We start from the raw sequence: 21,442 nt of genomic DNA, 5'->3' as shown, positions 1-21,442 counted from the left end.
ATCACCCCTGCCGAGCAAACTGCGGTCCGCCCGCGCCGGGGCCCGCCGGCACCACCTCGGTCAAGCACGACTATGTCGAGGGCGAGCGGTCCGTCATTCCGCTTCATCCGCGTAATAGCGGGCCGCCGCCTCGAGCATGCGGCGTCGCTCCGCACGCACATAAATCGAGGTGGTCTGCAACGACGCATGCCCAAGAATGGCCTGCACGACATCGGGCGGCATGTCGCGCGCGACCGCGCGCGTGCCGAACGTGTGCCTAAAAGCATGTGCCGACGTGTTCGCCAGCTGCACCAGGTCGTCGGTGCTGAAGTCCGCCAGCGGCGCACTCTCCTTCGCCAGCCGTTGCACGGCCATCCGCACGAGCCGCCCGAACGCATCGACGGTGTAGGGCGCGTCGTCTGCACTGGCGTCGTGTCGCTCGAGCGCGGCGCGTGTGCCCGGGATCCACTGCGGCGCAATCAAGGGTCCGTGCACATGCGGCGCATCAAAATCGCGCCCCCGGTCCTGCCAGTGTTCGCGCAGTGCCGCGATAGTCGCGCCACTGACCGGCACCGTGCGCTGCTGGCGGCGCTTGCCGATCACGGTCAGCGTCCAGACCGACGACGCGATGCGGCCCGACTCGGCGGAATCGACGGAGCGCGACGACGTTGGGGACGACGCTGTCTGCGACACCGAGCGCGGCGAGGGACTGCGCGACGCGCGTCCGTCCGCGGCCACCTCGGCGAGGCGCAAGTCTTCGCGCCGCGCGAGCGCCGCTTCCGAGCGCCGCAATCCTGAATCCCCCATCAGTAAGATGGCCGCCCGCGCGGCGCGCCACTGCCGCCTTTCTTCCTCGGACTCCACGTTGTCCCCGCCTATGCCGTCGCAGCGGGCATCGAGCGCCTGACGCACCCGCGTCCATAAGCTCGCGGGCAGCGCCCGGTGGACTTGCACGGACAATTCCCGTGTGACCGTCGCCGGTTCATGCACCGCGCTCCACGGATTGCCGGCGAGATACCGCACTTCAACTAGCCACGCAAACGCGGCGCGCAGCACCCGCACCGCATACGCCTGACTGTCGGCGGACAAGCCCTGCGGGACGAACGGGCGCCAGCGGCCGCTGGTGCGGGGTCGCTTCGGTCCAGTGAACGACGCCAGCGGCGCCTGCAAGAAATCCTTGTACGCCTCGCAGTCCTCGACCGTCAGCGACGACAGGGCCTTCTTTCGTACCACCACGCTCCACAGGATCAGCCGCTCGAGCTCGCGCGTGTACGCGCGCAAGGTCGTCGGCCGGTCGCGGTAGCGGTGCAGGTACGCGTGCACCGCGGCGAGATCGTGTTCGGCACGAATGAACGCAAAACTCGCAGCGCGATTGAATCCCGCGGCCCCGGACAATTCGGCCGGCACCGCCAGCTGCTCGAACGGCGCCAGCCGCGGCTCGGCCGGATCGCCGCCGACCACAATGACGGAGTCGGCCCCCTTCCCTTCGCCGGCACGCGCCGGCACCAACGATGCGGTGTCGACATCGGCGGCGACTTTCACGCCGAGTGTCGCCTCATGCCGCCGCAACCACGCGACGATCGTCCGCGCGCGCAACGCGCCGATGCGGGGCACGGAGCGCCACCAGCTGCCACCGCGCGCATTGCAGTACTCAATCAGCGCGCCGAGCGTGCCAATGCCCTCCCCGTTCAGACGCTGAGCGATCAGCGGCCGGAACCACAGCTGTACCGGGTGGGCGGCGAGCGGCACGGCGGCCGCCAGCGTCGACGCCTGCTCGACCATGCGCAAGGTCATCGCGGTGAGCTTCGCGCTGCCGTGCTGTTTGATCGACGCCTTCAGGTGATCGGCCAGCACCGAGGAGCCGTGCCGTAACGCGAGCTGCACCAGGTCATCGCGCATCGTGCGCAGATACCGCTCCATCGCGTCGGCGCTCGCCGCGTGCGGCGCGTGATCGGGATCGTAGTACAGCCGCGCGATGGTGGCCGCCGGCAGGCGTTGCACGAACGCGCGCAGCGCGGTGAAGTCGGTACGCGTGTAGGTCCGCGGCGGCGGTAGCGTCAGCTGTTGCGGTTGATTGGCCATCGCGATGTGCCTGGGTCCATCGATGAAAGAAGCAAGTGACTTCCAACTGTCAACAAAGTGAAGCTTTGCAGGAGGCGACGGTCAGCCTATTCGGGCGACCCGTCCCGTCCGACTGCGAACAACCGCTGATCCCAGACGACGGGCTGCGGCGCCGACACCACCAGACGCGCCGCGTCGGGATGCGCCGGATTGACCACGGCATTGCATTCCGCCCGCGCGACCACCGACGGCACCACTAGAATGGCTGACCTTGCCTCGTCGAGCCATTGGTCGCCCAAGCGGCGTGCGACCTGCGCATCGGGCGCGTCCCACCCGGGCGGCAGGCCGTCAATCTCCACCCGCTCGATCGGCACGTCCTCCGGCACCTCGGCTTGGACCCACACGTGATGCTTGGGGACTCTGCCGATCCGCGCGTGCACCAGCACCTCGAGCATCGCGCCGGCGAAGTTCAGCGCGCCATAAATCACCGGCCGGCCCGGACTATTAAAACGTCCGCCGACCAGCATCGCGCCGGTGCCGCTCCAGATGGGATGGCGGCTGTCGGCGATCCGAAAAATCCGCATCAGCCCGGCACTCCAAGCTCATGCTGAAGCACCTCTATATAGAGAGTCCCGCGGTCCATCGTCATGCCGGCAATCCGTAGAACAGCTTCCACAGCAATTCTTCGACACGTCGGGCGCCCAGTTCCGTCAACGCCACCTCGACCGGGGTGCGCCCTTCGAGCAGCGGGTGCGCGGTATTTAGAAATTCCCGTGCGTCGCCCTCGTCGTCCCATACGTAACGGGCGGTCGCGACGATCCGCGCGAGCCGCTCGGTCTTTTCCGACTCGTCGGGACTCAGCTTGTCGCGGCGCCGTTTAAACGTCGCTTCCGGCACGATGCGAGCGAGCAGCGCGCGGCGTTCCTCGGCGCTGCGCGTCGCGTGCTCGACGCCTTCCTTTAAGGCGGACTTCGGCAAGCCCTCGCGGACTTGTTCATCGAGTTCGGCCACCGAGTGCGGGATGCGCGTGAGCGCCATCACCGCAGCGATCTGTTCCGGCGACACGAGTAACATGGCGACCCCCAGAATCATTTGAACCGTCATTATAGCCCAAATGATACCCTTTCCCTATCAGAACGAAGCGTAAGGCGAACCTTACCACATTCTATTGATTAAACCGTTCACTGCTAATAGGAATTAGCAGATAAGGTACGCTCGAGTATTCGGGTGTTCTGGTAGTCGGCGGGCGACTTTCTTCGCGTCCGCCCTGCTCTACCAGCGCCCCGGCAACCGCTCTGATCGCCAAGACGCCGTGGCTTACGCCGGCTTGATGTTCGACGCCTTGCTCTGCCCCTAATAGATCCGAATTCAGCCATTATCGGGCTCGACCCAACGCGGGCGCTCCAATTTCGCAGCCGCCCTTCCCGTCCGGCTGCCTAATTCGCGGCCCCTCTTCCTGCTTCAGCCGCATCGAGTGGGCCGATCCGCTCGGATCGCCCGATGCAAGAAACGCAAGCTTCCATGTACAGCGACTGAATTGTCTTTGTGGACGCGAGCGGCGATCACAGGCTGACGTCCGTCGCTGGGGCGTATACCCTTTTCGTTTTGTGTACTGCAATGTCGAAGAGGCACCTGCGGATGCCATCGTGTCCGAGTAAAGCGATTCCAGTGGGCACTCAAGTCATCACTGCGTGGTGCGGGCTGAAATCGAGATTCGGCTTTACCGCGGGTGTTCCGCTGGGCAGGAAAGCGCACGAGGCAGTTAGAGAGCGCATCTGCGGCCGAGTTAGCCGCCCCGCATCGGAGCCTCGGATTCTTGGATCTGCCGCCGGCGTCGCGATCAATGCGCAAGCTCGGCGCCCTTGACGGCGCACCTTTACGACGCCACGCGGTCTCGGGCTTTCAGCGGGTCAATTTGCTCGACGATCACCTGGCGGCGCTCAAGCATCGCGTGCAACGCGTCGCTGAACACCGGCAGGAGGTCGCCCGACTGCGCAGCGTCATGCCCGTCGCGCTCGAGCCGCGCCGTGCGGTCCATTTGCTCACGGATGCGTTCGCGCGCGCGGACGATGTCCCGATCGGCTTTCTCGAGCATGCGGCAATGGTAGACCCGACTTAGGCGTCGGACTCCAGCGTGCTCGGTCTGGACGCCTGCGGCCACGGCCGCCGCCTCCTCGGTTGCCGGCGAATCACAATCGGTGGCGACATTGCACGTGCGATTTGCGTCTATGTAGCGGGGCACCTCATGCGCCGTGCGCTGTAGATGCAACCTGTGCGTACTTTCGGGATTGCCCGTCATACCGCCCTCCGATGTCGAAATGTCGGCCGTCGAGTACTCGGCCAAGGTAGTCGATTGTTCCCTCAACTGACGCACGTATCAGGCCGGCGACGCGTCCCAGTCTCGTGGGCCCCATCGAGCTAATCCGGCGGCGGCGCTATCCAGCCCAATCGGGCCGCTTGCCAGCCAGGTCGGCGGCCTCGTGCGATCCCTCTTCCGACTCGACAGCCACGGTGTTCGCAAAGAAGATCGGTAGTTGCGTAGTCCTGTTGGCCCGGCTTCCTTTTTTCCCCGACGTACGTCGCGTCCAACAGGAAGGGAACGCTGGATATTCGGTCAGGCTGAAAATCGTCGACGGGTCGCCAACCGAGCTGACCACGGACTGGCGGTGGTTGTCGGTATCCATGGACGTGCGGCCGGCGTATTAAGGGCGGTCGCCTTCCTTCGACTTGCTTCTGCGCGCGTGCCGCAGACCGGCACATGGGGCGACGCGCGACGTGTGCGAAATGGACCGGATGGCGGAGGGCCGCGCGCGATATGCGACCGGCGCTTTCGCAAGTCATCATGTGGCCCAGCCTCGGCCACGTCGGAGAGTCGCTTGCCATGCTCACGCGCTTCGCGTTTGAAAATCAAGAAATCGAAGAGACCTAGAATGCGCAGGCGTTGCAGATCCGCGGGTAAGTGACCTAGTTGCCTAATCTGAAAGACAGAAGGGGTTGGGGCTTTACAATTTCCACCGTTCGCCACCTTGGCAGACGTTACGGAGATGAACATTGAGCCTCGGGCGGGGAGGCCCGTGCGGGTGAAGGAAGCAGTCTCGCCACTCTGCGCGCATGGGGACCGACGAGACCTAGCAGGGCAGTAACGTGCGCGGTCCGATGGAGATACGCGCGACCAAACAGGCCGGGCTCGACGGACCGCGCTCGAGGCGCGACGATCGATCAAGACCGGTGGGCTTCCGCGTCGGCAACGCTGCGGTAGACGGTCCGCGTCGATCGCAGCGCACCGCCGGTGAGAACGCTTTCGTCTGCAAATATGGCAGACGGCGGCGGATACGACGGTGTGTCGACAACGTCTTTATTTCCGCGCAACCAAAAAGCCCCCGCGAAGTACCGCGCCTAAATGACGACAGCACGTCAAGCTCGCCCATCGCAGACAGCTTAGGCGGTGGGTAAAACGTCGGCTGGATTGGCAGCGCACTCTCGAGACAAACGATCGAGGCGACCGTTGCAGCGGTAGGGTCTGCAGATATGACTCTCAGCGCCGCAAAGCTGAGGTCAAAGCCGACCCGGTTCGTGGGTGTGTCGACTCGACACACGCTTTTCGCCGAAGCCGATCGTGTGTCGACTCGACACACTTGCAACCGTGCGTTGAACGGCCACAACGCCCGAGCACTTCGATAGTGCTAGCAGAGTCTGCCCCGTTCGCAGCGAGAAGAATAAATGGCCGCTCAGTGGCGGCCATTTATTAAAGATCAACTGGGTCTTACGCTGAATAACGAGCTAATCAATTTCCGAATCTCTCTTTCTTGATCGTCTGACAGGACGCCGGTCTTGATCTTCACCGTAAAGCTACTCGAATCTCTAGTGATGGTGCCAGCATGGCTTTTCCCTGCGAAAATCTTCTCGATACTCCGTTCGTGTACGCCTTCATGGCGATGCCCTCTCGCGACGTACTGGCCGATTGCGGTGGCGAACTTCCCCTGGTCGAGGGCACCAGTGACCACGGAGCTCCACAGCGCGCGAGCCGCCTCGAAACCCGCGTCCCCGTGCTTTTTGATAGCCGACACCACTTCATCGGCAGCGGTTCCGCCAAGCAAATGCGGGTTCAGGTCAAGATCCTGACGGACGAAGTCTGGAAGATTTTCAAACGCGAGGAAGCGATACAATCCCTTGCGCGACATGCCCAGCGCTTCTGCCATGCGTTTTCTATTGGGAAACTCCGACTCCACCACGCGCAGAGATTGACCAATCTCGTAGTCAGTCAAGTCTTCGCGACCGACGTTTTCGACGAGCGAAAGCACGGCCATGTCTTCGTCGGAACATTCAATGACCGCTGCCTTGATTTCTTCGAGCTTGAGTAACTTGTGGGCACGAAGGCGGCGCTCACCTGCAATTAACTGATATCCGCCCTCGACGCGACGAACGACAACGGGCTCAACAAGTCCCACTTCGCGAATCGACTCAGCGAGTGAGGCGAGAGCCTCGCCGCTGAAAACCTTACGAGGCTGCCAGGGATTCGGCCCGATCGCCTCGACCGACAGCATTAGCTTGTCGCTGGTAGCCTCCAACTGCTGGATGCGCTGCTCCGCGGCGGCCAGTGCCCCGAGCATTCCCGGACCTGTCTTGAAGGCACTCGAGCGACGCGTTTCGCCTTGCGCGGATTGCGCCTTCGCTTGGCGCTCCACGCCTGCCCCTAGTTCGGCGGTTTTTTTCAGCATCCGCTCGCGAAACGAACTCATTTGCCGGTCCTCCAGTGTTCGATGTAAAGCTCGTCCAGCCAACGCACGTAGTCCATTAGCGGCTGGCGCACACGCGAAACGGTCTTTTCGGCCAGGTCACCCTTGCTGATGTCAAAAACCGTCGCCATGGCAAGCGCGCCGTTACTCATTGCGGAACTCGCCGGCACTTCAAGCCCGCTTAGCCATTCCTTGTACGTCCGTTGAACCCAAGAGCGCACGACTGGTGCGGACGAAGAGGTTCCATTGTCGACCTTCGACAAAAGGACCGAGATAAAGTCGTACGTGCGCGTATCGCCATGTTCCATGATGCTCTGAGCGAGATCAGAGAAAAGCCCCCAGAAGGAAACCGAACTAATGAAATCCAGGCTTTCAGGTACAAGCGGCATCACCATCGAATCCGCCGCCATCAGCGCATTGATAGTCAGATACGATAGCGACGGCGCCGTATCAAGAATTATGTAGTCGTAGCGCTTGCGCAGCGGCTCCATCCCGTCGCGGAGCAACGACCAAAATTTGTAGTTAGGGTTTTTGATGACGGACCCGGGGATGTGGAACTCCGCGGAAAACAGCGTCGGGTGGGCAGGAATCACATCAAGCCCATCCCAATACGTCTCTTGCACAAAATTGAGCAGGCCGCCTTCCATCTGCGGGTTATAGATGAAGGGCAACACCGTGTTTTCCTCGGTGACTTCCTTTTCCGCATAGAGACCGCAAAGCTCCGTTAACGACGCCTGAGGATCGAGATCAATCAGCAGAACCTTGCGCCCTCGCAGAGTCAGTCCCTGCGCAAGACACATCGTCGTCGTTGTTTTGGTCGAGCCACCCTTGAAGTTTGCGACTAGCACGACCTTACCGTTACCATCGCGCACGCCTGTATGTAGGGGTGTCTGATAGATATCAGAAACTTTCTGCACCCACGCCCGCGTCTCACTCAATGAGAACGCGCGACTGCGCCCAGACCCGTGGACCTCGCCAGACGGCAGTTCACTGCCTTCTCGGGACGCGAGATAATTCAGCTTCGCTCTATCGATTCCACAGAGTTCCGCAACTTGGGCTGAGGTAAATCGTGGCGCCGTCTTCCGCGGCCGCGGCGCGAGCATCATCTCCCGAAGTTCGTCAGAGAGCGTCGCCGCTTCCTCCGCAAATTCGATAACCCCTTGCAGATCGATCCGACGATCAATTTCCGGCAATTCGATGGTTTTCGCCATTTAGACGCTTTTCCTGAAAAATAGGATAAAGCGAAGATTACACGTAAAGCGTCAAAGTTCCCATTGCGCAGATCGCATTCTTTCGAAAATTTCAGCTAGCGGGACTTCTCGCGGACGAACGACAATGAAATCACGGCGCGGCGCGCTCGAAAATCGCTAGCTAAGGTAACGATTTTTGTGCGCTTTCGCATTCACGAACGGACGCGCCAGGCGGGAAGGTGTCGGTTTTTGTGCAGCCGGCCTAGGCACGGCCGGCGCCAAAGTCACAGGCGCACACAAACCGTTACCTTACTTGCCTATTTGGCATGGCAGGATGGTGCGCGACACGGCTACGGACGATTCGCGCACATAATTCGTCACTTTCACCCCTGCCCCGGGCGCTCGCGGTGTGCTCGCACGCGACGATACAGCTACGAACGCGCCTCATGGCACCTGTCTCATCCTTCCGACCCAAAAAACGTTACCTTGGGTAAATGCATTGCACAAAAAACACCACCATCCAAAATGGGCAGACCTCACGCAGGCTAGCCAGATGCTCGATTTGCCGCTACCGACCTCGCTACGACAATCTCCACGCAGGTGTTGGTTGGTTTTTATAAGTACAAAAGAACCTACCAACTTACCAACAGCAACGTCTCAATGAGTTAGATCAACAGGTTATCTGGCTGAACGTCACGTTTTTTGTGCCAACGGTAACAGTCCTTGTGCTGATAGGTACCGTTCTATGAGCGGCCATGTAACGGATGTTGTGCACCGAGGCACGGTTCTTGTGCGCTAGTAAAAGCGATGTGCTCCGAGGGTAACGTTTATTGTGTTGACTCTGCGTTCGGGAGTGGTACAGTCCGCCGGAACTTATGCGGAGGAGGGATGGACGATCAAGCAGGGCAAGGGGCAACGTCTGCGCAGATGTCCTTGCAGCTATTCGAGGACATGTCGGGACAGCCGATCGATGAGTCGACGAAGGAGATCGGCTTTAAGCGTAACAACCTCTTTGTGGCGATCAGCGGACTCGGCCTCGCTCCTCGTCGTTTCATCGATGCTGCCTATTTCATCGCAGCCCAAGACCCGGCTCCCCGCGATTATTACGATGTCGACCTCAACTACTTCAAATGGCTGATGCGCTATGACAGCCGCAACGTCCGTCATCTTCGCTCGGTGATCAAGGATGCCCAGCGTGCGCTCATCGAAGTTACAGACACCCCCCCGGACCGTGCGCCCACGGAGGACGATCGATGGGTCTCTGAGCAGCTCATGGGTACCGTCGGGATAGGGAAGGGACGCGTCCAGTTTCGGATACCCCCGCTCATCCTTCGGCATATCACCGGCCCGGAGAAGCATCACTGGCTAAATCTTTGCATTACAGCGTCGTTCACGCAGACCTATTCGCGTGCCATCTACGATCATGTGCTTCCGCATGTCCACGACGGCCTGACTGACTGGCTCGATCTCGACGTAATGCGTAGTTGGCCTGGCAAGCTTGGCAAAAGCGCGTCCGAGTTCAAGCATTTCCGGCAGAAGTATCTCGAGCCGGCGGTGAAGCAGATCAACGAGCTCTCAGATCTCGACCTCGCGTATGAAACACGTGCCGACACGCCGGGCTCGAAAAGGATCAATCGAATTCGCTTCCGCATCAAACGCAAGGACACGGTCGCGTCGATGCTTGCGCGCCAGCCTGAATCCCAGGATTTGCTGCTTATCCTGCGCAATGAGTTCGGCCTCGACACGAAGCAGTTCGATGCAATCGCGCAGCATCGCCTTGATTGGACAGATGACCGCATCCAACAAGCGATCGAATACACCCGCTTTCGTCTCAATCAAGGCAAAGTGACAAAGAGTCCAGCGGGGTATCTAATGCAGGCCCTTAGCCACAACTGGCGCGTTTCCGAGGCCGAGCGCAAGATGGTCGTCATTCAGGAGGAACGGGCGAAAGCCGTGGATACCGCAGCGGCCGCGAAATCGGCGGCGAGTGAGACGGTGGCGAAGAGCGTCGCCCAGCGCGATCAAGAAGCGCGCGAACGCATGAACAACGAAGTCCGTCTCGGGCGTGAACATTTCGAGGCTGCAGACGCCAAGACCCGTAAGGATCTCTTTCGTTCGTATGTACTTTCAGCGCAGGGAAAGCTCACGCTCAAGCGTCTTCAGCTGGACGCATCGGCGTTATCCGACTGCAACATCCTTGGACATTCGGATCTTGCGTGGTACTTCGGTCAGTTCGTGTTCGGACGTATCAAGCCGCAGGTCCGCATGTCGCGGTAAATGAGCGGCGGACGTCCTCTACGATTACCAGCAATCCTGTTGGACACATCCCGTCGCATGCGCCGCTCCGTTGAAGAATGCGTCGCCGGTCGCCCTCGATGCACTCATAGCTCTCACCGGTTGCGGCCTCACCGGCCGTTGATCTGTGCCGGAGCGCCCTTGTAACACTCGGTCTGCGGTCCAAAAAATGTCATAAATTTAGGATTTCTTTAAAGTTGCCCTGCGACGTCCCTGTCACTCCTCCAACGGCAACTAATAGTCTGGCCGACATCCTGCCTCGAATCACGAACGTCCTGGCAGGATGTGATGGAGTGGTGGCGATCAAGTTCGGCGCGAATCCGACTGTCGTCGGACCGGGCTCTATTCGCTTTGCTTACCGGGCCCAAACCCCGTCCGGCCATTCGGTGACGATCCCTTTCGCAACGTCAAGAGCACGATCAGACGGGACGAACTAAGGGCCGCTGCTCCTGGCGCGCTACAGGGGAAATGGCTTCGCCCTAGCCGCGGGCTCTCCCCAAAATTTTTCGATAGAGCGCTGAAAAAATCCCGGGTGATCCCCCTCCCGCGTCCAGCCCTTGCAGCTTGCCTCCCCGTCGTCGCCCGACGGTCATCGGGTGCATGTGCGCAACCCCAGAACATCCACCCCGAGGCCTAAAGGAAGGCCATGAAAGCGCAAACGAAGACCGCTCTTCCCGACATCTACAGCCGGGTGACCGACAAGATCATCGCCGACCTGGAGCAGGGCGTCAGGCCATGGGTCAAGCCCTGTAAAGGTCGGAACACCGACGGCCGGATCACGCTCCCCGTGCGTCACAACGGCGTCCCTTCTCACGGCATCAACATTCTGCTTCTCTAGGGCGCGCAGCTCGACAAAGGCTTCCAATCCAATCGCTGGATGACATTCAAGCAAGCGCAGGCGCTCAACGCAAACGTCCGTAGGGGCGAGCACGGAAGCCTCGTGGTCTACGCCAACAATGTCACCAAGAGCGAGACCGACGACAAAGGCGACGAGATCGAACGCGACATTCCTTTCATGAAGGGATACATCGTGTTCCCTTGTTCAACGTCGACCAAATCGAGAATTTGCCCGCGGAATACCGTACCCAACGAAGTCTGTGGAGAGAGAGCCCCTCAAGTTAATCGAGCACGCAGAAGCGTTCTTTGCCAACACCGGCGCTGTCATCCGTCACGGCGGGAATAGGTGTCAACGCCGACTGAAACCTGACCCACATTTCTGGGTTTCGCCGAAGTAAATGTGACCCACCCGGGTCGTTGATCACGCGGCTACTTTCGTGCTGGCCCGCGTGCCTGTTTGTCCCGCCTTTCTTTTGTCCTTTAGTCGATAGCTCTCGCCGCTGATTTGCACGATATGAGCGTGATGCAGGAGCCGGTCGAGCATTGCAGCCGTCAGCGTCTGGTCATCGGCGAATGCTGTCGCCCACTGTGTGAACGGCAGGTTGCTGGTCAATACGATTGAGCCGCGCTCGTAGCGTTTCGCCACGACATTGAAGAATAGGTTCGCCTCCTCCCGTCCAAATGGCAGATAGCCGATTTCGTCGATAACCAGCAGCCGGGGTCCAATGACCGCGCGATTGAAGAACTCCCGCAGGCGGTTCTGCTGCCGGGCAGCGGCCAGTTGCATCATCAGGTCAGCGGCGGTGATGAACCGCGTCTTGATGCCGGCCTGCGCAGCGCGGTAAGCAAGCGAGGTCGCGATATGCGTCTTACCCACCCCGGATGGTCCGAGCAGCACGATGTTCTCGGCCCGTTCGACGAACGCCAGACTTGCCAGTTCCTGAATCTGCGCACGTGGCGCGCCGCTGGCGAAGCTGAAGTCGTATTGCTCAAGCGTCTTGATGCCAGGCAACGCTGCCAGCTTCGTGAGCACCTGACGCTTGCGCTGCTCGCGCGCGCCAAGTTCCGCTTGCAGAAGTTGTTCAAGGAAGTCGGCCATACTCGAATCGGTCGTTGCATTGCGTTGTGCAAGCGGCGCCCAATCGGTCGCGACGCAGTCCAGCTTCAGTTGTGCGCATAGCGCGCCAATCCGTTCATGTGTTCATGTTGCAGATTCATGCTGCGACCTCCAGCAATGCGTCGTAGACCGCTAGCGGATGCTGCAGGCTCTCGCGTGGCAGCACCCGTCGGTTGTCTGGCGCTGCGAGCGCTGGCGCCTGGGTTGGTAACGGCAGGAGCGCCGCCTGCTCCGAACAAAGCAGGACCGCCGGACGCTCACCTGTCGTCGCGTGGCGGCGTACATTGGCAACTTCTGATAGCCAACGGCCAATTTGCGCATTGGCGGCCCCAACATCAAGCTTCAACCCCGAGGACCTGAGCGTCGCGGCAAGCGGCACAACGAAGCTCTCCTTGAGATAGCGGTTGAAGCGTTCCACCTTACCCTTGGTCTTCGCGCGATACGGACGACACACCTTCGGCGTGAAGCCGTAGGTCTCAGCCAGCGCAAGCAGCTGTGGGTTCCAGCGATGCTCGCCTTCGCCGAATGCATCGCGTTCGATGACCACCGACTTCGCGTTGTCGAACAGCACATGTTCTGGCGTGCCACCGAAATAGACGAGTGCTTCACGTAGGCATTCGCATAGCGTCGCGGCGTCCTCACGCGAGGTGAAACGCACGAAACTCGCACGGCTGTAACCCATCGTCGCGACCAGCGCGAGCAATGGCTCGCGCCCTCGTCGAATAACGGTGAAATCGGCCTGCAACTGCTTGCCCGGCGCGGTTTCGAAGCGCACCACCGGTTCAGCTTCGGGACGCTTGTAGGGCATCAGAAATGCCTTGAGCTGACTGATGCCGCCTTCGTACCCAGCTTCCTGCAGTTCGCGAAGCAGGACCGTTGCCGGAATCCAGTGCGGCCGCGCGGCGGCGACGCGCTCCAGCAGATAGTCCTTAAACGGGTCGAGCTTCGTGGCTCGCGGCTCACGCTGGCTGTAACGGCTCGCCTGCTCATCCCTCAAATATCGGCGCACAGTGTTGCGTGATAAACCCGTTTGCCTTGCTATCTCACGTACCGCCGTCCCGCGCCGGGCCAATACCTTGATTTCCACTGTTTGCTCCTGAGTCAGCATCGGCGGCAAAAGCCGGCATCGTCTCCCAGGTGGGTCATGTTTACTTCGGCGCCAGGGTCATTTTTACATCGGCGCTAACAAATAGGGCGTACTACGCACATGTGCAAGACATCCTGCAGTTTCCCATCCCCGAGTCATTCAATACAGCCGAAAACCTTCGTAAGCTCTAGTCGCCCGACACCAGACCGCGTAGCTCCCGCTCAAGCAGAGATAGGAGGGCATCAACGCGCGACTCGTTTAATGTAGGAAGCATCGAGACCGCGATTAGCGTTGCGGGGTGGACGCCGGCGACGTTCGCCAACTGCATCAGCTTGTCTAGCGTCGGCGACTTGAGGTCTCTCTCGAGGCTGCTGAGATACGTGCGACTCGACACCTCTGAAAAATCTTCTTGGGTGAGACCGCGCGCTTTGCGCACCAAACGAATCGCCTTCCCAATGCCCATCGGATGCGACATGCCAACTCCATACAAAAAGAGTTGATCACCGCATTTTGAACACTTTAGCGCTACAATCTAAAGTGTTCATTTACGCCCGAAAGGTTGACTGTGCTGGGAATATGGCTGTCGAGCGTCGCGGAGTTGCGCACATGACATGCGCTCAAGACGATGGACGACTGCTTGAGGAAAATTCTCCAACCCCGTCACACTCACGGCATCCGACGTGCGCCCGACCACTCATGTGACATATCGCCATGAACTTTGAAATTGTTACGACGGACATCCTTGATTTGGAGCACGTGGCCGAGCTTACAAATCTTCTAGGCCAGCACATTGAGGAAACTAGCGGCTACGCAGACGATTACTGGCCGCTCTCAGTGGTGATGGTTGTGCCAGGGACGGACGACGTGATGGCGGGCCTTCACGCTGGCACAAAGTATGGCCAGTTGCATGTCTTGGCCTTATACGTGCACGAGAATTTACGGGGGCGAGGGGTAGGCCGCCGACTGATGCATGGAGCCGAAGAAGAGGCACGCCGCCGCAGTTGCACGGGAGCATGGCTTGACACATTCAGCCCAGACGCATTGAAGTTTTATGAGCGGCTCGACTATTCGGTATTTGGCGTAATTGATGACTTTCCGCCAGGACAGAAACGCTTCTTTTTGAAGAAAAAGCTTGCGTTAGAGTGAACATGTTCACGTCGAGCTGCCCTTGCTTCGATGCAAACGATTCTACATCTAACGCCGCGCCGAACACGCGCAATACAGCATCGCCAAAGGCTGGAGGAAGCTACCGCTCCTCTCAGCCGGCAATGCAGGCAGCCTTCCATGACGTCCAGATTCTCACTCGATGCATTCGCAGGTGCAACTTAGCCGCTAGCGCGGCTGACGAGATGTTCCCCGTATTGATCGAACGTTACGAACTCGACACGGCCGTCCGGGTATCTCTTTTCGACGATATCAGACGGTGTTTCATCCGTCTGAACGTAGATGGGAAACCCTGCTTCCAGATGTTCCCGAGCCGCTGCGCCGTCATCCTCCCGCAAAGCTTCATCGAGCGACTTGAAGAACTCGAATTCCTCTTCGGACGTCATTATCTCAACTCCCTACGGGCCAGGTTCCTTTGACCAAAAGCCCATCGCCGTTGATGCTCTTGCGCAGAGCGACGAGGCTTGGCGAATTACCGTTCGTTCTCCAAGCTCGAAACCAACAGACTATCGAGGGGCGGCGCTCAACGCCCATTTGTACTTGCGGCCTTGTTGATGGCCGTTTGGATCTTTTCCCTCGTAGCTCGATCAAGCAAAGGAAATGCGGCACTGACAGCCCGCCCGATGCGCGCGTCGTCGTCTCCCTGGCGTCCCGTGATGGCGACGGTGGTCAAGCATATGACGGACGCTACAAATGCACTAGTGAGCGACGTTATCCAGAGGCGTTTAGGCGTATGTGCCGCTAACAGCTTCGCGGTCACAATGTTGAGGTCAGTCAAGTCCACCGCTGCGACTGACGACGGACGCCTTGCTCTCGTCGCAGCAGCAACGCTGGCAGCAGTGATCGATGCGGCAGCCTCAGCCCCCGCTTTGCGCAACATTTCGCTTTGGATCAGCGCGGCACTAACAATCGGATCTGACACCTCGACTTTCTGTCCGGTCAGTTCGAATATCTCGCCGACAAGGTTCCTCACGTCGCTTTCGTCCATGTTAGATGGCTAATGTATCAAGTTGATCGAAAATAGACTTTTTAACGATCTTGAGGCGTTGTCGCGGCATGATCGAGAACAGGGGGGATTCCATCGCTTGGTCGAACGTCAACTTGTTGCTCACAAGCATCTCGATATCCTTTCCGAAGGTGTCTTCGTTTCGCCTGTCGATCGTGACAATGCCTCTGATTCTCGATTTGTTTTGATCATATAACTTCGAATCTCGGAATCTCCGCCCATCTTTCTCGACAGGTCCAAAGAACTCGTTCTCCCAGACCACGACAGGAGCGTCCTGATTAGCAAGCAACGCGAGCAGTCCTTGCGTCGTGTCGTCGAACGATTGTCCGCCAGTCAAGACAGTATGCAGCACAACTTTCTTCCCATTCGCATTCAGGAATTGAACGGTTTCGTTTTCTACCATGTATGCGGAGAGCGGGAGAAACGTCGAGGCCCCGTTATCGATTACTGCGTTCCCATCGTGTTGCAGGATCGATTCGACCAGGCCGTCAAACTCACGAGTATTGATTTGTTGAGATTTAGTAAGCAGTTCAAGCTTGCGGACCTGAAACGCTTCATACCGTGAGAATGTATCGTTTACGGGATCGGTGTCGGCGCAGAAGAGTTTATCCGAGCGGCCGGCGAGATATTGCGCAAGCAGCGCAGCAATAAGTGACTTACCGACACCGCCTTTCCCTTGTAGAACGAGATGAATCGCTGTCATTGTTTTTCCCCAATTTTCATGATGTATTAGGTTAAGTTCTACCTTCAATCCTCGTTTCACCATTCCACCTTTGCCTTCGGTTTCACGAAATACTTTGGTTCGCCGCTTCGAGGCAGTTGTCCGTCCGCATCAATCGAAGGGCGTTGAGTACGTTCTGTCCGATCAACGTTCATTGCAACGTTCCGCTCTGGCTGCTGCTGCGATTCGTTCCCGATCGTTTCAGCGAATAGGCTGTGCGATTCATCCGCGTAGGTTACGGCTGCATCGCGACACGACGGTTGTCGAAAGCTGTCTAGGGTCGTTGACCAATTCGGCTGCGCCCTCGCACGTTGCAGCGCCGTCTTGAAGTTGAAAGCGCCTATCTCGAATCCGGACTGCTTGAGGACTTCGCGTATCACTCGATGGGAAAACCGAAGTGCCACGGCACGATCTATCAGGGGCAAAAGGCTTTTGATGACAGCCGTCTGCGAACGACGCGGCTGTTCCAACAATGCGATCGATCGCTCCTTGATCGCTGACAACACAGTTAGCTCGTCCAACATAGTAATGAGATACACAGAGGATACAAAAGATACTAAAGATGTATAAAAGGGAAACTAAAAATGTACAAACGGTAATGGCTCCGTGCGGATCCAAGCCACATGGTACTTCTTCTGCGTCAAAATAGGATACAACATGGATTAATTTTTTGATTCTTTCCGATTGCAGACGTGTTGTCGGTTCGCGACGTTTCCCAGAAACGGTCGAAATACGCTCTTATGGATGACTTGGTCGGTTCAGGAGTCGTCTTTGGCGAGATAAATCCGAGGGTGGAAGAGGGTCCTAAGAGACACACACCATACGCACCTCTCGCGATGTGCTACAAAGCCTTGCCCAGCAAGGACACCGGAGGCCTCGACACCACAAAAAGCGCTTCCCGTGTCATACGAAAGGGCCTAAAATCGCTTTTTATACAAGGGCGAGGGCGTATGACTAAAGTATTGAGTGTTCGGCTGACGGTGGAAGAAGAAGCGGCGATGCGCCGACAGATGGCGCTATCGGGCGATCGCGAGATCGGCCCGCACATCAAACGTATTTATTTCGGCCAGCTTCACCCAGGGGAGGGCGTGTTGGCCGAACTGCAGCGGAACAGCGAACTGGCGCTCGACATGCTCGCCACGCTAGGCAGGAACGCCCGGCGCGTTGACTGTGAAACGGAACCTAATGAGAATAATCGAGATACTGAGTTACGGTTGCTTGCTGCAATTTTCACAATGATTTATAGCTCAATTGGTAAATTGCAGCAGGCTCTAATCGGTAGATACGTCGATCATCAGGTGGTGGAAGATTTTCTCAAAGCAAAAGGATAATAAGTGGCGAAAGTCGCGGGCGTGCGGCCGGCGCGTGACCATAAGCGTTCTGCGGTGGAGTATGTGCAAGAGGCAGTGCTCATCATTCGTGGGACTTCCCGAAAATGCGACAAATGGGTTTCATCGTAAAGTGTGAAAAGCTTTAGGATCAAGTGACGAGATGAGTGAGAGTTGCAACAACGCCTAGCGTTGGGCCAACAAGCCAACTCGTCATCGGGTGAGGGTCATTGAATTTGGTAGCGTAAGTGAGGCGCAGCGATTTCGGTGACCGAAGCACGAGCTTGGCGTTCTTGAAACGAGCGCAGTTTGCTGGCGGCAAGTATGAGTACCCGTTAAGAGGAGCAAATACGAAGCGATAGGCGCACTGTTAGGGATACACCGAAATCTCGTGCTGGCGCTTGGTTGAAAGTTGTTGATCGGAGGTGACAGCGCCGCGTCGGAGTGGCCACAACTTAAGGAATTCGACCTTTTCGAAAACACACGTGGCACGGCCCTGTTCGGTGCCGCACTCAAGACGGCTAACGAGAGTGTGCGCGTGGTCGCAATGTACGAGTACAGTTAATTTTCGATACGAGGCAGTGATGCTTGAATTTCGGAATCAGACGGTTGTAGAAGTCGCCGCTTGCATTTGCGACCGCTGTAAGCGGCGGATGTTACCGGAGGACGACAGCGTGGAATGGCTTGAACGACTCTCTATCTCGTTCCGGGGCGGTTACGGTTCGATCTTTGGTGACGGTCACTTAATTTCCCTGGATTTATGCCAGCGATGCGTCCGAGAGACACTTGGCGAGTGGTTGCAGGTATCGCCCGAGAGCGATTTCGGACTTCCTACTTAAGTGCGGGTCAGCGCCGAAGACAGCGTGCGTGGCGCGTGCCGACCGTGGTCATCTTTCGACTGTAATAATGAAGCCAACAATTGAGCGTAGGGAGTCCGTCAGCCAAAGAGTCGAAGATCTTTTCCGTGCAGTGTGCGCATGTCGCAACAAGGCATCAACCGATTGTGTCCCTAAGGGCCGCTGCGTATCGACGCCAAAAATTGTGAGTGTATTCGGAACTCATGATTAGCTCATCGATGAAGAACGACAATTATCTTGGCCGGTCCTTTGACAGTTACCTTGGCCGGTGGTGAGGATTCGAAGGCGGCGTAGCCGCCGGAGACGACGAACTACCGGCGGCGCCGGAGTAGCGGGGTTTTACGATGGCTGATCGCGTCGAACAAGAAGCGAACAGCCATGCCTGGAACCTACGTGACGGACCAGCAGGTCCGACTCTATATGAGCGCGCGCAAACATCACACTCAGGAAGTCGCCGCGGCGATGGCGGGCATGAGCGTTCGCACGGCCCGGCGCATCGAGCATGACGGCCGTCTGCCGTCGCAGAAGCCAGCACGCACGTGGCGTACACGTGCCGATCCGTTCGCGGAAGTCTGGGAGAGCGAGGTCGTGCCATTGCTGCGCCACGCGCCCCGGCTCAAGGCCATCACGCTGCTGTCCAAGCTGCAGGAGGCGCATCCCGGCCTCTTCCCCGACAGCATGCGGCGTACGCTCGAACGGCGCGTCAACAAATGGCGCGCACTCGAGGGACCTGACAAGGAGATATTCTTCCCGCAGCAGCACTTGCCCGGCGTGCAGGGGCTCTCGGACTTCACCGACATGCGGGATCTGCGCGTCACGGTCGCGGGCGCGCCCCTCCATCACCGGCTCTATCACTTCGTGCTCGCGTTCTCGCACTGGGAATACGCCTATGTTCTCGAAGGTGGTGAGAGTTTCGAGGCCCTCTCCACCGGATTACAGAATGCACTGTGGCAGGCCGGCGGCTGCCCGCATGAGCATCGCACCGACAGCCTATCGGCAGCGTTCAAGAATTTGCAGACTGAAGAGGACTTCACGGCTCGCTATGACGCACTGCTGATGCATTACGGCATGGTCGGAACGCGCAATAACGTCGGCGTGGCCCATGAGAACGGTAGTGTGGAATCCTCGCACCGCCATCTAAAGGAGGCGATCGATCAGGCGCTAATGCTGCGTGGTCATCGCGACTTCGACGATCGTGCTGCGTATGAGGCGTTCGTTCGCGACGTCGTCATGCGCCGTAACCGTCGCAACGCAGCGGCGTTCAACCCTGAGCGCGAACATTTGCGCGATCTGCCCGCACATCGCACGACCGACTTCATCGAAGAAGAAGCACGCGTGACACGCTGTGGCACCTTCACCGTGCGGGGCATTCTCTATAGCGCACCGTCGCGCCTGATTGGCCACCGTCTGAAGGTGCGCGTCTTTGCCGATCACCTCGACTGCTATCTGTCCGGCGCGCTCGTGCACAGCACAGTACGCGGCTCGCATGCGGCCAATAGCCGCCGTCGCAAGCTCGACTACCGGCACTTCATTGAGGCGCTCAAACGCAAGCCCCAGGCGTTCAAGGGGCTGGCGTTTCGCGACGACCTGTTCCCGCGAGGCGTACCGCCGGACGTGGGAGCGGCTTGAGGCTCGGCTCACGCAGCGCGAAGCCTGCAAGACCATGGTCGGCTTACTCGAACTGGCCGCAAATCACGGAGTTGAGGCCGTTCTTGCTGGGCGGCTCGAGGCCTTGCTCGCCGTCGGCGAGCTGCCCGATCTCGAGCAACTACAGAATGAATTCGCGCCGCGGCAGCCGCAATGCCCAGACGTGGCTGTCGACATGCCGACGGCAGCTCTCTACGACACGCTGCTTGACGAGGAGGCATCGGTATGAACGCGCCCGCAATCTACGATGCCGCCCGTATGGGGCTGATGCTCACCGAGCTGCGCCTGCCGACGATCGCGCGGCTATGGGCTGAGTTCACTGAGCGCTCCGATAAAGAAGGCTGGCCATCGACGCGCCTGCTCGGCGCGCTGCTCGAGCATGAACTGGCCGAGCGCGCGAAACGGCGCATCGAGCGGCATCGCGTCGAATCGCGTTTGGATCCAAGCAAGACGCTCGAGGCCTTCGACTTCGGCTTGGTACCGATGGTCTCAAAGGCACATGTAATGGCGCTTGCGAGTGGCGACTCGTGGCTCGAGAAAGGCGCCACGATCCTACTGTTTGGGCCACCGGGTGCCGGGAAGAGTCTTTTAGGCTCCGGCATTGGTCATGCGCTGATCGACGCCGGATACCGGGTGCTGTTCACTCGCACCGGCGAAATCGTGCAGAAGCTGCAGGCGGCACGCCAAAGCCTGCAGTTGCCATCGATGCTCGCCAAGCTCGATCGCTTCGATCTGATCATCCTGGATGACCTGTCGTACGTAAGAAAGGACCAAGCCGAAACGAGCGTGCTGTTCGAATTGATCGCAGAAAGATACGAGCGTCGAAGCCTTCTGATCACGGCCAACGCAGCGTTCTCTGGCTGGAATGATGTCTTCCCCGATCCCTCAATGACGGTGGCCGCCATCGACCGACTGGTCCATCACTCGACGATCTTCGAGCTGAACGTCGAAAGCTACCGGCGTCGCAGTGCCGACGACAACAAGCGCGCGCGACGGCGTCAATTACACCACCCCGAATCGGAAGGAGCGACAACTATGCCGAGGTGAGCAGCGACAACTAACCCCATCGACCGGCCAAGATAGTTGTCGCCCGGGCGGCCATCGTAATTGACAATCTACACATCGAGCAGTGCTATCTGCGAAGGACGTTTTTCCTAACTCTCGCCTTACTATCGCGAGCCAACCGACGCTGATGTCGATTTCGACTTGCCACAGCCGGGCCGGAAACGGCCACTTTCCGTCATTCGCTCATGCTTAGTTGCCGCCATTCGGCCGGCGATTTTGGTCAACAAACGGCCGTTCGCCGATCCAACAACGGCACAGCGGCATGGGCTAGAAAGCCTCTCATATTTGAAGTTCTAGTAGCCCTTTACAAGTTTTTTATATCGTCTGCATCACTTTTTTCACGGCCTTTACA

Annotated in this window: 16 protein-coding genes and 2 pseudogenes; 6 read left to right on the top strand and 12 right to left on the bottom strand. The window is 58.8% G+C overall.

Annotation, left to right across the window (positions count from 1 at the left end; genetic code table 11):
* Positions 1–93: 93 nt before the first annotated feature.
* The 6 genes from P9220_RS19570 to P9220_RS19545 all read right to left on the bottom strand — a co-directional run bounded on the left by P9220_RS19570 (position 94) and on the right by P9220_RS19545 (position 7,987).
* Positions 94–2,061 (bottom strand): phage integrase family protein, encoded by a 1,968-nt coding sequence (locus P9220_RS19570; RefSeq protein ID WP_309766976.1) that lies wholly within the window; start codon positions 2,059–2,061, stop codon positions 94–96.
* An 86-nt stretch (positions 2,062–2,147) separates the two neighbouring features.
* Positions 2,148–2,624 (bottom strand): RES domain-containing protein, encoded by a 477-nt coding sequence (locus P9220_RS19565; protein WP_309766975.1) that lies wholly within the window; start codon positions 2,622–2,624, stop codon positions 2,148–2,150.
* 61 nt (positions 2,625–2,685) lie between these two features.
* Positions 2,686–3,114 carry an antitoxin Xre/MbcA/ParS toxin-binding domain-containing protein gene (locus tag P9220_RS19560; RefSeq protein WP_309767235.1) on the bottom strand — a complete coding sequence of 143 codons (429 nt, stop codon included), beginning with the start codon at positions 3,112–3,114 and terminating at the stop codon, positions 2,686–2,688.
* 802 nt (positions 3,115–3,916) lie between these two features.
* On the bottom strand, positions 3,917–4,339 hold the full coding sequence (locus P9220_RS19555; RefSeq protein ID WP_309766974.1) for a hypothetical protein: 423 nt from the start codon (positions 4,337–4,339) through the stop codon (positions 3,917–3,919).
* A 1,453-nt stretch (positions 4,340–5,792) separates the two neighbouring features.
* Positions 5,793–6,779 carry a ParB/RepB/Spo0J family partition protein gene (locus P9220_RS19550; RefSeq protein WP_309766972.1) on the bottom strand — a complete coding sequence of 329 codons (987 nt, stop codon included), beginning with the start codon at positions 6,777–6,779 and terminating at the stop codon, positions 5,793–5,795.
* Positions 6,776–7,987, bottom strand: a complete 1,212-nt coding sequence (locus tag P9220_RS19545; RefSeq protein ID WP_309766971.1) for an AAA family ATPase — start codon at positions 7,985–7,987, stop codon at positions 6,776–6,778. The genes P9220_RS19550 and P9220_RS19545 overlap by 4 nt, the downstream gene beginning before the upstream one ends.
* An 867-nt stretch (positions 7,988–8,854) precedes the next feature.
* On the opposite strand from P9220_RS19545, the gene P9220_RS19540 reads away from it, so the two are divergent.
* Positions 8,855–10,243: a replication initiation protein gene (locus tag P9220_RS19540; protein ID WP_309766970.1), complete on the top strand. Its 1,389-nt coding sequence runs from the start codon at positions 8,855–8,857 to the stop codon at positions 10,241–10,243.
* Positions 10,244–10,907: 664 nt separating this feature from the next.
* A pseudogene (locus tag P9220_RS19535) lies at positions 10,908–11,444 on the top strand (ArdC-like ssDNA-binding domain-containing protein).
* A 75-nt stretch (positions 11,445–11,519) separates the two neighbouring features.
* On the opposite strand, the gene istB (P9220_RS19530) reads toward P9220_RS19535, so the two are convergent.
* The 3 genes from istB (P9220_RS19530) to P9220_RS19520 all read right to left on the bottom strand — a co-directional run bounded on the left by istB (P9220_RS19530) (position 11,520) and on the right by P9220_RS19520 (position 13,777).
* On the bottom strand, positions 11,520–12,287 hold the full coding sequence (istB, locus tag P9220_RS19530; protein ID WP_309767233.1) for an IS21-like element helper ATPase IstB: 768 nt from the start codon (positions 12,285–12,287) through the stop codon (positions 11,520–11,522).
* A gap of 25 nt (positions 12,288–12,312) precedes the next feature.
* Entirely contained in the window at positions 12,313–13,323 is a 1,011-nt protein-coding gene (gene istA, locus P9220_RS19525) for an IS21 family transposase (RefSeq protein ID WP_309766969.1), read from the bottom strand.
* Between the two features lie 166 nt (positions 13,324–13,489).
* Entirely contained in the window at positions 13,490–13,777 is a 288-nt protein-coding gene (locus P9220_RS19520; RefSeq protein WP_309766968.1) for a helix-turn-helix transcriptional regulator, read from the bottom strand.
* A gap of 236 nt (positions 13,778–14,013) precedes the next feature.
* Here P9220_RS19520 and P9220_RS19515 point away from each other — a divergent pair, with 236 nt between their 5' ends.
* On the top strand, positions 14,014–14,448 hold the full coding sequence (locus tag P9220_RS19515) for a GNAT family N-acetyltransferase (RefSeq protein WP_309766967.1): 435 nt from the start codon (positions 14,014–14,016) through the stop codon (positions 14,446–14,448).
* A 179-nt stretch (positions 14,449–14,627) separates the two neighbouring features.
* Here the strand turns inward: P9220_RS19515 and P9220_RS19510 are convergent, their stop codons facing one another.
* From P9220_RS19510 to P9220_RS19500, 3 genes are all read right to left on the bottom strand, one after another.
* Positions 14,628–14,852, bottom strand: coding sequence for a hypothetical protein (locus P9220_RS19510; protein WP_309766966.1), 225 nt, complete (start codon positions 14,850–14,852; stop codon positions 14,628–14,630).
* A 137-nt stretch (positions 14,853–14,989) separates the two neighbouring features.
* Complete coding sequence (locus tag P9220_RS19505; RefSeq protein ID WP_309766964.1) at positions 14,990–15,454, bottom strand: hypothetical protein; 465 nt, start codon at positions 15,452–15,454, stop codon at positions 14,990–14,992.
* A 1-nt stretch (position 15,455) separates the two neighbouring features.
* Positions 15,456–16,175, bottom strand: coding sequence for a conjugal transfer protein TraL (locus P9220_RS19500; protein WP_309766962.1), 720 nt, complete (start codon positions 16,173–16,175; stop codon positions 15,456–15,458).
* A gap of 968 nt (positions 16,176–17,143) precedes the next feature.
* Between P9220_RS19500 and P9220_RS19495 the strand changes: the two genes are divergently transcribed.
* From P9220_RS19495 to istB (P9220_RS19485), 3 genes and pseudogenes are all read left to right on the top strand, one after another.
* Positions 17,144–17,524, top strand: coding sequence for a hypothetical protein (locus tag P9220_RS19495; protein WP_309766960.1), 381 nt, complete (start codon positions 17,144–17,146; stop codon positions 17,522–17,524).
* Between the two features lie 1,232 nt (positions 17,525–18,756).
* Positions 18,757–20,254: pseudogene (istA, locus tag P9220_RS19490) on the top strand (IS21 family transposase).
* Positions 20,251–21,072 (top strand): IS21-like element helper ATPase IstB, encoded by an 822-nt coding sequence (istB, locus tag P9220_RS19485; RefSeq protein ID WP_309766959.1) that lies wholly within the window; start codon positions 20,251–20,253, stop codon positions 21,070–21,072. The pseudogene istA (P9220_RS19490) and the gene istB (P9220_RS19485) overlap by 4 nt, the downstream one beginning before the upstream one ends.
* Positions 21,073–21,442: the final 370 nt, after the last annotated feature.

Origin of the sequence: Caballeronia sp. LZ016 (genome assembly GCF_031450805.1) — a bacterium.
In the GTDB taxonomy this organism is placed as follows: domain Bacteria; phylum Pseudomonadota; class Gammaproteobacteria; order Burkholderiales; family Burkholderiaceae; genus Caballeronia.
The sequence above is the reverse complement of the archived record's forward strand: the minus strand, read 5'-3'. Positions and strand labels throughout refer to the sequence as shown.

Coding starts and splice junctions, on each gene's coding strand:
- P9220_RS19570 (WP_309766976.1), bottom strand. CDS start 2,061: ATGGCCAATCAACCGCAACAGCTGACGCTACCGCCGCCGCGGACCTAC.
- P9220_RS19565 (WP_309766975.1), bottom strand. CDS start 2,624: ATGCGGATTTTTCGGATCGCCGACAGCCGCCATCCCATCTGGAGCGGC.
- P9220_RS19560 (WP_309767235.1), bottom strand. CDS start 3,114: ATGTTACTCGTGTCGCCGGAACAGATCGCTGCGGTGATGGCGCTCACG.
- P9220_RS19555 (WP_309766974.1), bottom strand. CDS start 4,339: ATGACGGGCAATCCCGAAAGTACGCACAGGTTGCATCTACAGCGCACG.
- P9220_RS19550 (WP_309766972.1), bottom strand. CDS start 6,779: ATGAGTTCGTTTCGCGAGCGGATGCTGAAAAAAACCGCCGAACTAGGG.
- P9220_RS19545 (WP_309766971.1), bottom strand. CDS start 7,987: ATGGCGAAAACCATCGAATTGCCGGAAATTGATCGTCGGATCGATCTG.
- P9220_RS19540 (WP_309766970.1), top strand. CDS start 8,855: ATGGACGATCAAGCAGGGCAAGGGGCAACGTCTGCGCAGATGTCCTTG.
- istA (WP_309766969.1), bottom strand. CDS start 13,323: ATGCTGACTCAGGAGCAAACAGTGGAAATCAAGGTATTGGCCCGGCGC.
- P9220_RS19520 (WP_309766968.1), bottom strand. CDS start 13,777: ATGTCGCATCCGATGGGCATTGGGAAGGCGATTCGTTTGGTGCGCAAA.
- P9220_RS19515 (WP_309766967.1), top strand. CDS start 14,014: ATGAACTTTGAAATTGTTACGACGGACATCCTTGATTTGGAGCACGTG.
- P9220_RS19510 (WP_309766966.1), bottom strand. CDS start 14,852: ATGACGTCCGAAGAGGAATTCGAGTTCTTCAAGTCGCTCGATGAAGCT.
- P9220_RS19505 (WP_309766964.1), bottom strand. CDS start 15,454: ATGGACGAAAGCGACGTGAGGAACCTTGTCGGCGAGATATTCGAACTG.
- P9220_RS19500 (WP_309766962.1), bottom strand. CDS start 16,175: ATGACAGCGATTCATCTCGTTCTACAAGGGAAAGGCGGTGTCGGTAAG.
- P9220_RS19495 (WP_309766960.1), top strand. CDS start 17,144: ATGACTAAAGTATTGAGTGTTCGGCTGACGGTGGAAGAAGAAGCGGCG.
- istB (WP_309766959.1), top strand. CDS start 20,251: ATGAACGCGCCCGCAATCTACGATGCCGCCCGTATGGGGCTGATGCTC.